The sequence below is a fragment of the Streptomyces sp. NPDC002896 genome, from assembly GCF_040295225.1.
In the GTDB taxonomy this organism is placed as follows: domain Bacteria; phylum Actinomycetota; class Actinomycetes; order Streptomycetales; family Streptomycetaceae; genus Streptomyces.
Window position 1 is genome coordinate 97,889 of the sequence record NZ_JBEOVA010000006.1, and the last position, 14,707, is coordinate 112,595.

The following is a 14,707-nucleotide window of genomic DNA, read 5'->3' on the forward strand; positions in this document are numbered from 1 at the left end:
GCGGGACAGGGAAGTTCGTGGCAACGGGGGTCAGTTGGCGGTGGCGCCGCGTACCGCGGGCGATGCCTCGGCAACCGTCGCCGGATCCGCCGGCTCCTGCGTGGCAAGTCGCGCCGACAACGTGAGGAACGCGCGGGCGGCGAGCAGCGAGACGGCGCCCAGGACGACGACGAACCCGATCGGCATCACGATCGACCCCGAGGCGGCGAGCAGGGACTGCAGGATCACCGGCGCCATGCCGCCGAGGACTCCGGCCAGCCCGTAGGTCGTCGCGATGCCGGTGTAGCGCACCTTGGCGGGGAATGCCTGGGCGAACATTCCCGCGATGATCGCGTAGTACATGACGTCCGGGATGGTGGCGACGATCGCGCCGATCAGGGCGAGCACCCAGTTCCCGGTGCCTATCAGCCCGAACATGACGGGAATCGTGGGGAGTTGGCACGCCAAGATGAGCGTGACGGCCTTGCGGACGCCCCAGCGAGTGGCCACCAAAGCCCCGAGTGGCTGCACGAAGAACTGCACCACGCTGGCGATCAGAATGATCGTCAGGAAGCCCTGCCGGTCCATGCCCACCTCCGAGGTGGCCCAGGACAGTGCGAAGGTGTCCCGTGCGTACACCACGGCGAACACGGTGAAGCCGGCCGCCACACCGAGCAGCACCAGCTTGGTGTGCTCCCGGAACAGGCTGACCACCGGCACCTTCGCAGTCTGCTGCGAGGCCCGCAGCGCGACGACGGCCGGGGACTCCTGAAGACTCAGCCGGATCACCAGGCCGATCACCACCAGGACCGCGGACGCCACGAACGGGATCCGCCACGCCCAACCGAGCAGCGCCTCGTCGGAGAGCCGGCCCACCGCGAGGAAAGACAGCGTCGCCAGGATGCGACCGGTCGGCGAGCCCTGCTGGGCGAAGGCCCCGAACAGGAACCCCCGCTCCTTCTTGGCGTGTTCGGTGGCGATGAGCACGGCCCCGCCCCATTCCCCGCCCAGTGCCACGCCCTGTATGGCGCGCAGCAGCGTCAGGAGGAGCGGAGCGGCAAGCCCGACCTGCTCGTAGGTCGGCAGCAGACCGATGCCGACCGTGCTGACGCCCATCAGCAGCAAGGTCGCCACGAGCGCCTTCTTGCGGCCGAGCCGGTCGCCGAGGTGACCGAAGACGATGCCGCCGAGCGGGCGCGCCAGGAAGCCGATCCAGAAGGTGGCGAAGGACAGCAGGACGCCGACCGAGTCCGGGACCTGGGAGAAGAACAACGGCCCGAATACCAGCGCCGAGGCGGTGCCGTAAACGTAGAAGTCGTACCACTCGATCGTGGAGCCCATGAAGGAGGCCCATCCCGCCTTGCGGGCCATCTTCTCCTCGGCGGGCAACCGTTGGGTTCGCATGTCATCCATTCCTTCGGGTCAGCTGCGGACGTCGTCGGCTCGCAGCACAGCCGTCCAGGCCACGGCGTGGCCTGGACGCACGTGAGGAATTGCGGTCGTTCGTGGCGGCTCAGGGGCCGTGTCCACGGCGTGATGTTGCTCTCTTGGAAGCTAGGGTGACGAACATGTTTCGTCTAACACCAAAACTGCGGACCGTTGATTCGCCTGTGCGACACAATCGACTCTGACCTGCACAAACGTGGAAGTTGCGGCCAGGATCAGCGCCTGAGGCACCGGTCCGGGGCCGCCGGATCGAAGGTGGTACTCATGGAGCTGAGGCATCTGCAGGCGTTTGTCACCGTCGCGGAGGACCTCAACTTCCGCCGTGCGGCCGAGCGGCTGCAGATGTCCCAGCCCCCGTTGTCGCAGCAGATCAAGCGGCTGGAACGGGAGGTGGGAGTTCCCCTGCTGCGCCGCACGACCCGGCAGGTCGCACTCACCACCGCCGGCGAGGCCTTCCTGGCAGAGGCCCGACGTGCCCTGAGAGCGGCTCAGGCCGCGCCACAAGCGGCCCGCCAGGCAGCCGCCGGACAGATCGGCGTGGTCCGCCTCGGATTCAGCGGGCCCACCTCCCACGAGGTGCTGGTCCTCATGACCAGGAAGTTCCGCGAACGTCGGCCGCATGTACGGTTGGAGATCCACGGGCCGGTCTTCGGTGGCGAGCTCGTCGAGCGACTCAACCGGGACGAGATAGACGCCGGTCTCATCCGGCTCCCGGTTGCGGGCTCGGGCATACAGGTACGGGAGCTCACCCGGCATCCCATCACCGTGGCGCTGCCCGCCGCGCATCCTTTGGCGACTCGCAGGGAAGTCTGTCTGCTCGACCTTCGTGACGAGCCTGTCGTCAGTCACCCCACCAACAGGGGCGCCGGAATCGTTTCGCTGATCCACAGCGCGTTCCTGAGGCACGGCTCCACTCCGAACATCGTCCAGGAAGCACCGGACACCCACACCATCCTGTCGCTGGTCGGCGCCGAGGTGGGTATCGGCTTCGTACCTGCCTCCGCCGGACACCTGAAGGTGCCAGGCGTCGTGCTGCTGCCGGTGTCCGACATTCCGCCGCTGCCGTTGGCGCTCGCCTGGCGCAAAGAGGACGCCAACCCGGCACTGCATGCGTTGATCGACCTGCTCGACGAGATCTCCGCCGACTGCCGAGCGCAAGCTGATGGTTCTCCCTAGCATCGGCGTACGTCACTGCGCAGAGGACGTCGCCGACCGGTCGTCCTGCTCGGCACGCGCACGTAGTTCGGCCTTGAGGATCTTTCCGGCGGCGGTGGTGGGCAGCGCGTCGACGATGTGGACAGCGCGGATCTTCTTGTACGGAAGGACCCGCTCGGCGACGTACGCCATGACCTCGTCCGGGTCGACAGCCGCTTCCGGCCGCGGCACGACGAAGGCGATCGGCTCCTGCCCGACGCGCGGGTCGCACCGGCCGACGACCGCAGCCGCCCCCACGTGCGGGTGACCGTGCAGGATGTCCTCGAGTTCGCGCGGGTAGACGTTGTAGCCCTTGTAGATCAGCATCTCCTTGGCGCGGCCGGAGATGAAGACGAAGCCGTCCTCGTCGACGTAACCGAGGTCTCCCGTGCGCAGCCAGCCGTCGACGAACTGCTCGGCGGTGGCTTCCGATTGGTTCAGGTAGCCGCCGGTGACCTGCGGGCCGCGCACCCAGAGCTCACCGACCTCGTTCGGACCGAGGGCGGCCGCGCTGCCGATCACAGGGCGGACTTCCACCGTGGTGTCGATAATCGGTAGGCCGACGCTGCCGAGTTTGCGTCGGCGGCTGCGCAGGAGCGGCCCGGCCGTCACCAGGCATGTGGCCTCGGTGAGTCCGTAGCCCTCGCTGATCACCGCCGTGGGGAAGAGGCTTTCGAGGGCTTGGAGGGTGACCCGGTCGATCGGGGCCGCCCCTGAGGAGATCACTCGGACCGAGGACAGGTCCCGATCGCCGGCCTCCGGGCTGCTCAACAGCCCGTGCCACATGGTCGGGCTGCCGGTGATGTACGTGGCGCGGTGCCGCTCGATCGCCTTGAGCAGGCCTTCGGGAGTAAAGCGCCCGGTCAGCACGATGGTGGTGCCGCACAGCAGCAGGAAGTTCATGTTGATGAGTGCGTGGGCGTGGAACAGGGGCGACACGAACACCGAGACGGAGTCGCCCGGCGTCACTCCCGCGTCGTCCAGGCCGGGGATCGGGCGAAGCCGATGGCCACCGTCCTCGGTGGTGTCGACCTGGTGGGCGGCGCGCCAGGCCGTCATCTGGGTGACGTTCGCGACGATGTTGCGGTGCAGGACGCGGACACCCTTCGAGATGCCGGTGGTGCCGCCCGTGTAGGCGATGTGGGCCACGTCGTCCGCGGTCGCGGCAGCCTTCTCGACAACAGTGGCTCGGCGCGCGACGAAGTCCGCGAGGGCCACCGCACCATCGTCGACCACACGACCCTCTGCGCAGGGCACGCAGGCGCTCGGCGGAACGACCACGACCGTGCGCAGGGCGGACCCCGTACCGGCCTCGCGCAGCGTGCCGACGTGGGAGGGGTGGCTGACGGCGAGAACCGCACCGGTGTCGATCAGTTGCGTACGCAGGCCCGGCGCAGGCTGCAGCGGATTGGCGAGTGACACCGCGGCTCCGGCAAGCAGCGCACCGTAGTAACTGACCGGGAACCACAGGCTGTTGGACAGGTGCAGCAGGATGACATCACCGTCGCGGACACCGGCGTCGCGAGCGCCTAGAGCGAACGCACAAGCCTGCGCGTGCAGTTGGGCGAAGGTGAGTTGTTCCTCTCCGTCGACGAAGGCGGTGCGGTCGCCGTACAGCTTCGCCGCTGTCGTGATCAGCTCTCCCACGGTCAGCTCGGGGTAGTCGATCGACGTCGGCATGCCCTCTGGCCAGTACGTGTTCACTGCACGGCCCCTTCCGTCAACAGACGTTCGATGTCCTCGGAGCTGTGTCCGAGCTCGGACAAGATGGCGCGGGTGTCCTGGCCCGGGAGCGGCGCGGGTGCCGGTCGCCCGCACGGGGTATCGGCGAACCGTGGTGCGGGGGCCGGGTGGACCGTGCCGTCGGAGTCGGTGAAGAAGCTCTCCCGGTCGGCGTTGTGCGCGTGCGAAACGACTTCGTCCATGGTCAGGACCGGCGTGACGCAAGCGTCGGTGCCGGCGAAGCGCTCGACCCACTCGTCGCGCGAAGCCTCCTTGAACGCCTGTGTGAAGGTCTCCCGCATCGCTGGCCAGGTACGGGGGTCCCGTTGCGCGGCGAGGTCCACGACGGGAGCGACTCCGAGAACGTCCACCAGGTTGGCGAAGAAGCCGCTCTCGATGGCGCCCACGGCCACGTGCCGTCCGTCGCCGCACTCGTAGGTGTCGTAGAAGGGGGCACCGCCGTCGAGCAGGTTCTGGCCGCGGCCGACGCTCCACGCCCCCTGGGCGTGCAGGCCGTAGACCATCGACATCAGCAGTCCCGACCCCTCGACCATGGCCGCGTCCACGACCTGGCCGCGCCCGGACGTTCGGGCGCTCAGGACCGCGGCCACCACGCCGAGGGCGAGGACCATGCCGCCGCCCCCGAAGTCGCCGACCAGGTTGAGCGGCGGTGCGGGCGGCTGACCGGGGCGGCCGATCGCCCCGAGCGCGCCGGACAGGGAGATGTAGTTGATGTCGTGTCCGGCCGCCGTCGCCAGCGGCCCGTCCTGGCCGAAGCCGGTCATCCGGCCGAAGACCAGCCGCGGATTGCGCTCGGCGAGGAGCGCGGGATCGAAGCCAAGGCGCTCGGCCACGCCCGGTCTGAAGCCCTCGAGGACCACGTCCGCCTCGTCGATCAGAGTGCGGACGACCGCGGCGCCGCGAGGATCCTTCAGGTCGGCGACCAGTGAGCGGCGCCCGCGGTCGAGGACCGGGTTCGGAGGCTTGGCTCGATCGGCCGGGCGGTGCACCCGGATCACGTCCGCCCCGAGATCGGCCAGCACCATGGCGGCGAACGGCACGGGGCCGATGCCGCCGAGTTCGATGACCTTGATCCCGATCAGGGGGCCAGCCGGTGCTGTGTCGCGGCTCATCGGCCCTGCCAGTTCGGCCGGCGCTTCTCGGCGAAGGCGCGGGCGCCTTCCATCGCGTCCTCGGAGGCGAAGACGGGGTCGATGATCTGGCGCTGGCGGCTGAACCTCTCGCTCTCCGGCCACTGTTCGTGTTCCTTGATCACCCGCTTGGTGGCGAGGGTGGCGAGCGGGCCGTTCGCGGCGATCTGCGCGGCGAGGGCGAGCGCCGCCTCGAGGGCGTCGCCTTCCTCGGTGAGCCGGTTGACCAGGCCCACCGCATAGGCGCGTTCAGCTGTGATCATGTCACCGGTCAGGGCGAGTTCCATCGCGATCTGCGCGGGAACGCGATGCGGCAGGCGCAGCAGCCCGCCCGCCGCGGCGACCAGGCCCCGCTTGACCTCCGGGATGCCGAACCTGGCCGTGCGTGCCGCGACGACGAGATCGCAGGCGAGGACCATCTCGCAGCCGCCGGCCAGGGCATAGCCCTCGACCGCGGCGATCAGCGGCTTCCTCGGGGGCGCCTCGGTCAGACCCGCGAATCCCCTGCCTGCCACGTTGGGCCGCTCGCCGCGCAGGAACCCCTTCAGGTCCATTCCCGCGCAGAAGCTGCCGCCGGCCCCGGTGAGAATGCCGACCGAGAGGTCGTCGCGACCGTCGAGTTCGTCGAGCGACGCGGCAATGCCCTCGGCCACCGCTCGGGTGACGGCATTCCTCGCGTGAGGTCGGTTGATGGTGATGACCGCGATCCCCGCATCGTGGCGCACCAGCACCTCGTCGACGGCGGCGGCTCCGTGGATTTCCGTAGTCATGTCCCAGCTCCTGAGCGGACCGTGCGGTAGAGGGGCCGCATCACACCCGCTGGCGTTCACGTCCCGTAGCACCGACTGCACCACTCCTGCGCTGGGGCGCACAAAGACCAGAGCTCGTATGGATCTATCACTGAAACCTATGGGCGCAGGTCAGAGCCCATCTGGCAGAGCAGCAGACTCTGGGAGATGGCATATGGTTCGGCCATGGACCTGCGGCTCGTGTCGTACTTCGTAGCAACCATCGACCACGGCAGCGTCACGGCGGCCGCGAAGGCGCTCTACATCGCGCAGCCCTCGCTGTCCCAGGCGATCCGCAGTCTGGAGCGCCAACTCGGCGTCCAGCTCTTCGATCGGTCCGGCCGTCGGCTGACTTTGACGGCCGACGGGCGGTTGTTCGCCGGTCCTGCCCGGCAGATCCTGGCCGACGTCGAGCGCGCGAAGGACAAGGTGCGTGCGGTGCGGGAACTGGCCGCCGGGCGCCTGGAGATCGCAGTTCTGTCGACGCTGTCCGCCGATCCGCTGCCGGAGTTGACCAGCAGGCTGCACCGGCAGCACCCGGACATCCTGGTCACCGCCCTGGACCCGGGCAGCTCATCGGGCGTCGTCAGTCAAGTCCGCCAGGGGCGGGCTGAATTGGGCCTGACGGAGTTCCCGGTGAAGAGCGACACCCTGCGCACCCGTGAACTCTGGGACCAGGAGCTCGCCCTCGTCCTGCCGCCCGAACTGGCGGCAGGTCTGCCCGACCCGGTGCCCCTGGCGGCGGTCGCCGAGATTCCCTTGGTGCTTGAGACCTCGGGTTCGGGAAGCCGCGCCGCCATCGACGAGTCAGTGGACTGGTCCATCGACTATGTAGCTGTCGAATGCGCGCACCGGCAGGCGATCTGGGAACTCGTCATGCACGGAGCAGGCGCTACTTTCCTTCCCCGGCACATCGCGGAGACCGAGCTCCGCGATGTGGTGGTGCGCTCGACGGTGCCTCAGATCCGGCAGACGGTGGGCTTTGTGTTCCGGCCAGGACCGCTCTCTCCCGCCGCGACGGCGTTTCTGGACATCGCCGAGGTCATGCGCCAGGAGCGCTCGCTTTAGAGTGCCCGACAGTAGGCAGCGCGGGTGAAGGAGCGGGGCTGGGGTGCGTGCATCGCAAGGCGGAGGATTGAGCCAACGCGGAGCGTTGGTGATTGACGACAACGCCGCGAGGTGCGTGCCCCAGCCCCGCGACGCCGCGAAGCCTACTGCCGGGCACTCTTAGCCAGATCGACGAATGCGCGACCTGCCGGGGACAGCCCAGCGGGATCGTAGACCAGTCCGTACGCCCGACTGATCCTCGGCTCAACGGACCGCACCACGGCCCCTCGGGCCCGGGCGGCCTCGGCGGTGGGCCGCTCGAAGAACGTGGCGCCCACGCCTGCGAGGACGAAGGGCAACCGCGCCTCACGGTGTTCCACCACGACGGACGGGGCGATGGTGCGTCCCGCCGCCGCTAGCGCCTGTTCGATCTCGCTGACCGCTTGGGAGCTGCCGCGCGGCACAACCACGTGGCGGATGTCGGGCACCGCGGACAGCGGCAGCGGATCCGCCTCAGGAACCGGCGTATCGGGCGGGAAGACCAGCCAGTACTCCTGTACCCCGAGCTCGCAGACCGCCAGGTCGCCGGCGTCCGCCATCGGCAGCTGGCAGACGACGATCTCGCAGTGCCCCTCCTTCAGTAGCGTTGCCGCCGATGACTCGTCGCGGAGGTCTCCGATCCGGACGGAGACATTGGGGAATTCCTTGCGCAACGCACCGACCAGGCGCGCCACCGGGTCGGCCGACAGTGCGGGCATGGCGTAGATGTCCAGGCGCCCCCGCGTGCGTCCAGCGGCGTCGACGAGTGCGCTTTCCGCGGAGACGACATCGCGCAGGATGCGGCGCGCGGGTCCCACCAGGCTGTGACCGGCGGAGGTGAGGACCATGCCGCGGCCGATGCGATGGAACAGCGGGACGCCCAGCTCGCGTTCGAGGCCCTGGACGGCTTGCGAGACCGTGGGTTGAGCGAGATCGAGGGCCCTCGCCGCCGCGTTGATGCCGTTGTGGTCGACGACCGCGAGAAAGTACTCCATCTGGTGCAGGTCCACGGGCGGACTGTATCCCGTGTTCCCCGGCGGCCCGCCACGCGGGAGGGGCCGGCGATGTGCGGGGTCTGGCGCATCGCCAGCCCGCGTGGAGGTGGCCATGCCCTACCTGGCGGTGCTCAGCGATCGCGCACGGTCCCGGAGCTCGTCCTTCCGTACCTTCCCGCTCGCGTTGCGCGGCAAGGTCTCCGCAATCGACACCTGGCGCGGACATTTGTACGAGGCGAGCCGTTCCCGGCACCATCGCGTGATGTCCTCACCGGCGGGCGGCTCGGCGGGGTCGGCTGGTACCACGACCGCCAGCACCGTCTCACCCCATTTCTCGTCCGGCACACCCACGACGGCGACTTCGGCCACCTGGGGATGGGCCGCGAGAACGTCCTCCACCTCGACGCAGTAGATGTTCTCGCCGCCGGAGATGATCATGTCCTTGAGCCGGTCGACGACGTAGAGATAGCCGTCCTCGTCCTGCCGGACGAGGTCGCCGGAGTGGAACCAGCCGCCCTCGAACGCCGCCGCGGTCTCGGCGGGCTTGTTCCAGTACTCCGTCATCACCGAGGGGCCGCGGTAGACGATCTCTCCCACCTCGCCCGGCAGGACGTCGACACCCTTCTGGTCGACGACGCGGACCTCTGTGTTGAGCAGCGGAGTTCCCACCGATCCGATCTTGCGGAGTGCGTCCTCGCTCTGCAGGATTGTCGTCGGCCCACAGGTTTCGGTCTGCCCGAACGTCGTGGTGATGTCGGCGTGACCGAACAGCTCCACCATCCTTCGGAGCAAGGTCGTGGACGCGGGCGATGCGCCCCAGGAGACCAGCCGAAGTGCCGACAGGTCCCGCTCGCCGATGTCCGGCAGGTCGCATATCGCCTGCCACTGGGCCGGGACGAAGAAGCAGCAGTTGACTTGCTCCCGTTCGAGCAGCTCCACCGTCAGCGCCGCGTCGAAGGCGACGGACCGGCCGAGCACCACGCGCCCTCCGACGAAAAGGCTGGTGGCCATGGAAGCCAGACCCGCGATGTGGAACATCGGGGTGGGGATCAGCCAGGTTCGGCAATCCGTGCGCAGTCCGACGTGGAGGGCCTTGCTGACTGTCTGGATCAGCACGTTGTAGTGCGTGAGCACCGTGCCCTTGGGCCTGCCCGTGGTCCCAGAGGTGTACATGATGAACACAGGCGCGTACAGATCCACCGCCGACGGGACATGGTCCGGCGACGCCGCGCGCAACGCTTCCTCGTAGGACTCGGTGTCCCCGTAGGGCTCGTCTGTTCGGCCGACGACGAGACAGGCGGTCGGTGATCCCGCCCGCGTCCGGGCGTCGGCGAAGGTGCGTACCAGCGGGGCGTCCACGATCGCGAGCACCGCGCCGCTGTCGGCGAGCTGGTAGGCGATCTCGTCGGCGACCAGCCGGAAGTTCAGCGGCACGCAGATGGCGCCTGCCCTGGCGCACGCCAGGTACGTCTCCACGATCTCCAGGCCGTTGTAGGCCAGCACCGCGACCCGGTCACCCGTTCTGACGCCACGCTCGGCCATCGCGTTCGCGAGCCTGCTGACGCGGTCGTCGAGCTGCCCGTACGAGCGATGGGTCCCGGCGAACGTGAAAGCCGTCGCATCCGGAGTCATACGCGCGTGCCGAGCCAGCTGATCGCTGATCGTCATTCCCGTGAAAGTCTGAGGAAACACCGTCATCACTGTCCCTTCCGGACCGGCGCCCGCTTGTCCGCGAAGGCTCGGGCTCCTTCTTCTTCTGTCCCGTCCATGACCGCGACGCCCTTGGCGCGTTCGGTCAGAGCTGTGCTCACCTGAGGAACTCCTTGACTGTCGGCTGCTGAACCGGAAGGGGGCCGTCGGCCATCGGGTCGGGGTACCACTGGCCCACCGGATGGCCGGTCTCCCGCAGGCGCCCCTGCTCGGCGAGGACGACCAGATGGGCAAGGATCTCGCGCAGCGCCAGCCGCTTCGACGCATCCGGCATCTGCTCCAAGGGCCGGGACCAGGTGAGCCGCTCGGTCGCCTGCCAAGCAGTGATCCCGGGGGCCGCCCGGACCTCGTGCTCGATCTCCGCCAGCCGGTCGTCGTGATGCCGCAGCATCGTGTGCACCCGGTCGCGTAGTCCGGTGAACCGCCACTCGTGGGCGGGCAGGACCTCTTCGATGTCGAGAGCGGCGATCTTGCGCAAAGACGCGGTGTAGCTGCCCAGCGGATCCGGCTCGTGACCGGGCGAGAGCAGGATGGTCGGGGTGATGCGAGGCAGCACATGGTCGCCGCTGAGCAGCAGCCCCAGATCCCGCTCCACAAAGCACAGATGACCGGGGGTATGTCCCGGTGTCCACACCGCGTGCAGGTTCCACCCCTGCAGGTCGACGCGGTCGCCGTCGTGCACCGCGTCGTCGGCTCCATCGCATTCGTCGAAGCGGGCCAACGGAAGGGCGTGCTGTTGGGTGTAGAGGTCCCGAGGGCAGCCGGCCCGGCGCAACTGGTCGCGGGAGAGAAGCGCGTACTCCTCCTCATCGAGGCGATTGCGGTGCCGCAGCAGGCGGGCGTCGGCGGGGTGCATGGCGATGCGCGCGCCGGAACGGGCCCGGATCCTGCCGACGAGGCCGAAGTGGTCCGGGTGCAGATGAGTGACCAGCACCGTCCGTATGTCGGAGATCTGGTAGCCGGCCGTCGCGAGCCCGGACACCAGGCCCTCCCACGCCTCGTCGCAGTCCCATCCCGTGTCGACGATCGCGACCCCGTCATCGAGCGCGAACGCGTACACCAGCACGTACCGCATCGGGTTGCGCGGAAAGGGCACCGGGATCGACCACAGGCCGGGCCTCACCTCCTCGACGGGCGGCAGAACACCCTGCTGCCAAGCCCGCCGCTGCCGGACTCCAGTTATCTCCACCAGTACTTCCCTCCTCATCGAACGCCTTGATCAGGTCCACCATCGCGCTGTGGACGAGTACCAAGACCGGGATCCACAAAGAGAGATAGGGCAAACCTATATGTGCTGGTCAGGGAGCGAAATGGAAGATGCGGCGAGCCGTCCGCGCCATAGCGCCCCCAGGGCAACCCCGCCTGATCGCGCCCTACTTCACGCCACGGTTCGGGCAGATCCTGGGGTACGGAGACCGCGCGCGGGCCAGGGTACGCGCGGTGCGTGACCGGGCCTCAGGGGATGAGACCCGACGCTCCCGCGGGTTATCGCGGCGCCATACGGATGGCTCCGTCCAAGCGGATCGTCTCCCCGTTGAGGTAGGGGTTCTCCAGGATCTGGCAGGCCAGTAGCCCGAACTCGTCCGGGTGGCCGAGGCGGGGCGGGTTCGGCACCGATGCCGCCAGCGACGTGCGGACGTCCTCGCGCAGCCGGCCGAGCAGCGGGGTGTCCATGATCCCGGGCGCGATCGTGCAGACGCGGATCGCACGGCTCGCCAGGTCGCGGGCTGCCGTCAGGGTCATCCCGACGATGCCGGCCTTGGCCGCGGTGTAGTTGATCTGGCCGATCTGGCCTTCGTACGCGGCGACCGAGGCGGTCAGCACGATCGCACCGCGCTCCCCGTCGATCTCGTCGCGCCGGGCCATCCTGGCGGCGCCGAGGCTCAGTGCGTTGAACGAGCCGATGAGGTTGAGCCGGATGACGAACTCGAAGTCCTCCAGCGATCCCGGATTCCCCTCCTTGTCGAGCAGCCGCATCCTGCGTCCCGCGCCCGCGCAGTGCACGAGCGCGCGGAGCCCGCCTCGTTCGTCGGCGGCGTCCAGCGCCGCGCCGAACTGCTCGGGGTCGGTGACATCGGCCGGGACGAACAGCGCCGCCTCACCGAGTTCGCGGGCCGCCTGTTCACCCGCGGAACCGGGCAGGTCGATCAGCGTGACCAGCCCGCCGGCCTTGACCAGGCGCCGCGCGGTGGCCAGGCCCAGCCCGGAGCCGCCGCCGGTGATCGCGGTCGAGAGTCCTTCCAGATGCATTCCGCTACCTTTCCCGCCTGCTCACAGGCCGAGAGACTTGGCGATGATGGTCTTGAGCACCTCGGTGGTGCCGCCGTAGATCCGGGTGACGCGGGCATCCGCGTACAACCGCGCGATGGGGTACTCGCGCATATAGCCGTAGCCGCCGAAGAGTTGCAGACAGCGGTCGACCACTCGCCCCTGCAGCTCGGTGCAGAAGATCTTGAGCTTGGCCGCGTCGACACCGGTCAGTTCCCCGGCGTCGTGGGCGAGCAGGGCGCGATCCAGCATCGCCCGGCCCGCCTCGGTCTCCGCCGCGCAGGCGGCGAGTTCGAACTTGGTGTTCTGGAAGGCCGCCACCGGCTTGCCGAACACCTGCCGCTCCTTGACGTAGTCCACGGTGGTCGCGATGGCCGCCTCGGCGGCGGCGACGGCCGTGACCGCGATATGCAACCGCTCCTGCGGCAGGTTCCCGGTCAGGTAGCGGAACGCCTCGCCTTCCTCACCGAGCAGATTCGCCACCGGCACCTTGACCTCGTCGAAGGACAGCTCCGCGGTGTCCTGGACCTTCAGACCGATCTTGTCCAGCGCCCGGCCGCGCGTGAACCCCGGCATATCGCGTTCGACGACCAGGAGCGACAGCCCGCCCCTGCGGTCATCGGTGTGCGAGGTGCGGGCGACCACGACCACCAGGTCGGCGTTGACACCACCGGTGATGAAGGTCTTGGCGCCGCTGAGAAGGTAGTGGTCACCGTGGCGCCGCGCGGTGGTGGCCATCCCGGCCAGGTCGGATCCGGTGCCCGGCTCGGTCATGGCGATGGCGCTCATCAGCGCTCCGCCGGCCATGCCCGGCAGCCAGCGCCGCTTCTGCTCGGTGTTCGCATAGGACATGAAATAGGGCAGCACCACATTGGTGTGCACACTCAGCCCGCCGAAGTGCACATGGGCGCGGGCGGTCTCCTCGAGCCAGATCGCGTTGAAAAGGAAGCTCTTCGCGCCTCCCCCGCCGTACTCTTCCGGTATCTGCAGTCCGGGCACGCCCAACTCGCCCAATTCCAGGAAGAATTCACGGGGGACAAGGCCCGCCTCTTCCCATTCCGGGAAGCGCGGAACGACTTCCTTGGCCAGGAACTCGCGAGCCACTTCCCGGAAGTTCTCGTGTTCCTCGGTATAGCTGGTGCCGTGCACCTTGTACCTCGTTTTCGTCTCGCGCAATCAGAGCAGTTCGAGAATGGTGGCGTTCGCCATCCCGCCCGCCTCGCACATCGTCTGGAGCCCATAGCGGATTTTGTTGTCCCGCATGTGATGCACGAGGCGCGTCATAAGGACCGCCCCCGAGCCCCCCAGCGGATGCCCGACGGCAATCGCGCCCCCTAGCGGGTTGAGCCTCTCCGGCCTCGCGCCCGTCTCGGCGAGCCAGGCCAGCGGAACCGGTGCGAACGCCTCGTTCACCTCGAACGCACCGATGTCGTCGATGCCGAGGCCGGACTTGCGCAATGCCTTGGCGGTGGCCTCGATCGGCGCGGTGAGCATCATGACGGGGTCCTCGCCCGCGAGCACCGCGGTGTGCACCCGCGCGATGGGGACAAGTCCGCGGTTCTTCGCGTGCTCGCTCGTGGTGATCAGCAGCGCGCCGGCGCCGTCGGAGATCTGGGAGGAGTTGCCCGCGTGGATGACACCATCCTCCCGGAACACCGTCTTGAGCGCGGCCAAGGTCTCGAGGGACCCGCCGCGCCGCACCCCCTCGTCGGCACGCAGACCGCCGACCGGCGCAAGCTGGGCATCCAGAACACCTGCGTCGATGGCGGCGGCCGCAAGCTCGTGCGAACGCAAGGAGAACTCGTCGAGCTGGGTGCGGGAGAGGTGCCACTTCTCGGCGATCATCTCGGCGCCTGCGCCCTGGCTGAACCCCTCCACACCGTAACGCTCAAGCACCGAGGACGGGTTGGGCCGGCCACCCTGTCCCGCGCTGCCCATGGGCACCCTGCTCATGGACTCCACGCCGCCCGCGACCGCGAAGTCGTAGTGTCCCGCGATCACGCCCGCGGCGGCGAAGTGGACCGACTGCTGGCTGGATCCGCACGCACGGTTCACCGTGGTCGCGGGCACGCTCTCCGGCCAGCCTGCCGCCAGTACGGCCATCCGCCCCACGTTGAGCGCCTGGTCCCCGACCTGGCTCACACAGCCCCACACCACGTCGTCGACCTCGTCCGGCCGGATCCCGGTGCGTTCCGCAAGCGACGTCAGGACGTGCGCCGACAGGTCGGCGGGGTGAATGCCGGCGAGTGCACCGTTGCGCTTGCCCAGCGGCGTCCGCACCGCGTCGACGATGACGGCATCGTTCATAGTTGGTCTCCTGACTCACGAAATGCGGCCGCCCCGAATGAATCACGGCCTGGCGCGGTCG

At 68.8% G+C, this 14,707-nt stretch carries 12 protein-coding genes; 2 read left to right on the forward strand and 10 right to left on the reverse strand.

Annotated features, from left to right (window positions below):
* Positions 1-30: 30 nt before the first annotated feature.
* Positions 31-1,383 (reverse strand): MFS transporter, encoded by a 1,353-nt coding sequence (locus ABT009_RS12090; RefSeq protein WP_351292347.1) that lies wholly within the window; start codon positions 1,381-1,383, stop codon positions 31-33.
* Positions 1,384-1,689: 306 nt separating this feature from the next.
* Here ABT009_RS12090 and ABT009_RS12095 point away from each other — a divergent pair, with 306 nt between their 5' ends.
* The gene (locus tag ABT009_RS12095; RefSeq protein ID WP_351292349.1) at positions 1,690-2,601 is read left to right on the forward strand and encodes a LysR family transcriptional regulator; all 912 of its coding nucleotides are present in this window, start codon (positions 1,690-1,692) and stop codon (positions 2,599-2,601) included.
* A gap of 12 nt (positions 2,602-2,613) precedes the next feature.
* On the opposite strand, the gene ABT009_RS12100 is transcribed toward ABT009_RS12095, so the two are convergent.
* Genes ABT009_RS12100 through ABT009_RS12110 form a run of 3 tightly spaced genes read right to left on the reverse strand, consistent with a single transcriptional unit; the run spans position 2,614 to position 6,262 of the window.
* Entirely contained in the window at positions 2,614-4,323 is a 1,710-nt protein-coding gene (locus tag ABT009_RS12100) for a class I adenylate-forming enzyme family protein (RefSeq protein ID WP_351292351.1), read from the reverse strand.
* A complete protein-coding gene (locus ABT009_RS12105; protein ID WP_351292353.1) occupies positions 4,320-5,474 on the reverse strand; it encodes a CaiB/BaiF CoA transferase family protein in 1,155 nt (384 codons plus the stop codon). The genes ABT009_RS12100 and ABT009_RS12105 overlap by 4 nt, the downstream gene beginning before the upstream one ends.
* On the reverse strand, positions 5,471-6,262 hold the full coding sequence (locus tag ABT009_RS12110) for a crotonase/enoyl-CoA hydratase family protein (protein WP_351292355.1): 792 nt from the start codon (positions 6,260-6,262) through the stop codon (positions 5,471-5,473). Before ABT009_RS12110 ends, ABT009_RS12105 begins: the two co-directional genes overlap by 4 nt.
* A 204-nt stretch (positions 6,263-6,466) precedes the next feature.
* Between ABT009_RS12110 and ABT009_RS12115 the strand changes: the two genes are divergently transcribed.
* Positions 6,467-7,348 (forward strand): LysR family transcriptional regulator, encoded by an 882-nt coding sequence (locus ABT009_RS12115; RefSeq protein WP_351292357.1) that lies wholly within the window; start codon positions 6,467-6,469, stop codon positions 7,346-7,348.
* Positions 7,349-7,491: 143 nt separating this feature from the next.
* On the opposite strand, the gene ABT009_RS12120 is transcribed toward ABT009_RS12115, so the two are convergent.
* The 6 genes from ABT009_RS12120 to ABT009_RS12145 form a co-directional block, all read right to left on the reverse strand.
* Positions 7,492-8,376, reverse strand: a complete 885-nt coding sequence (locus ABT009_RS12120) for a LysR family transcriptional regulator (RefSeq protein WP_351292359.1) — start codon at positions 8,374-8,376, stop codon at positions 7,492-7,494.
* Positions 8,377-8,478: 102 nt separating this feature from the next.
* Positions 8,479-10,029, reverse strand: coding sequence for a long-chain-fatty-acid--CoA ligase (locus ABT009_RS12125; RefSeq protein ID WP_351292361.1), 1,551 nt, complete (start codon positions 10,027-10,029; stop codon positions 8,479-8,481).
* 139 nt (positions 10,030-10,168) lie between these two features.
* Positions 10,169-11,260 (reverse strand): MBL fold metallo-hydrolase, encoded by a 1,092-nt coding sequence (locus tag ABT009_RS12130; RefSeq protein ID WP_351292363.1) that lies wholly within the window; start codon positions 11,258-11,260, stop codon positions 10,169-10,171.
* A gap of 296 nt (positions 11,261-11,556) precedes the next feature.
* A complete protein-coding gene (locus ABT009_RS12135) occupies positions 11,557-12,321 on the reverse strand; it encodes an SDR family NAD(P)-dependent oxidoreductase (RefSeq protein ID WP_351292365.1) in 765 nt (254 codons plus the stop codon).
* Positions 12,322-12,342: 21 nt separating this feature from the next.
* Positions 12,343-13,488: an acyl-CoA dehydrogenase family protein gene (locus ABT009_RS12140; protein ID WP_351292367.1), complete on the reverse strand. Its 1,146-nt coding sequence runs from the start codon at positions 13,486-13,488 to the stop codon at positions 12,343-12,345.
* A gap of 27 nt (positions 13,489-13,515) precedes the next feature.
* Entirely contained in the window at positions 13,516-14,646 is a 1,131-nt protein-coding gene (locus ABT009_RS12145) for an acetyl-CoA C-acyltransferase (RefSeq protein WP_351292369.1), read from the reverse strand.
* Positions 14,647-14,707: the final 61 nt, after the last annotated feature.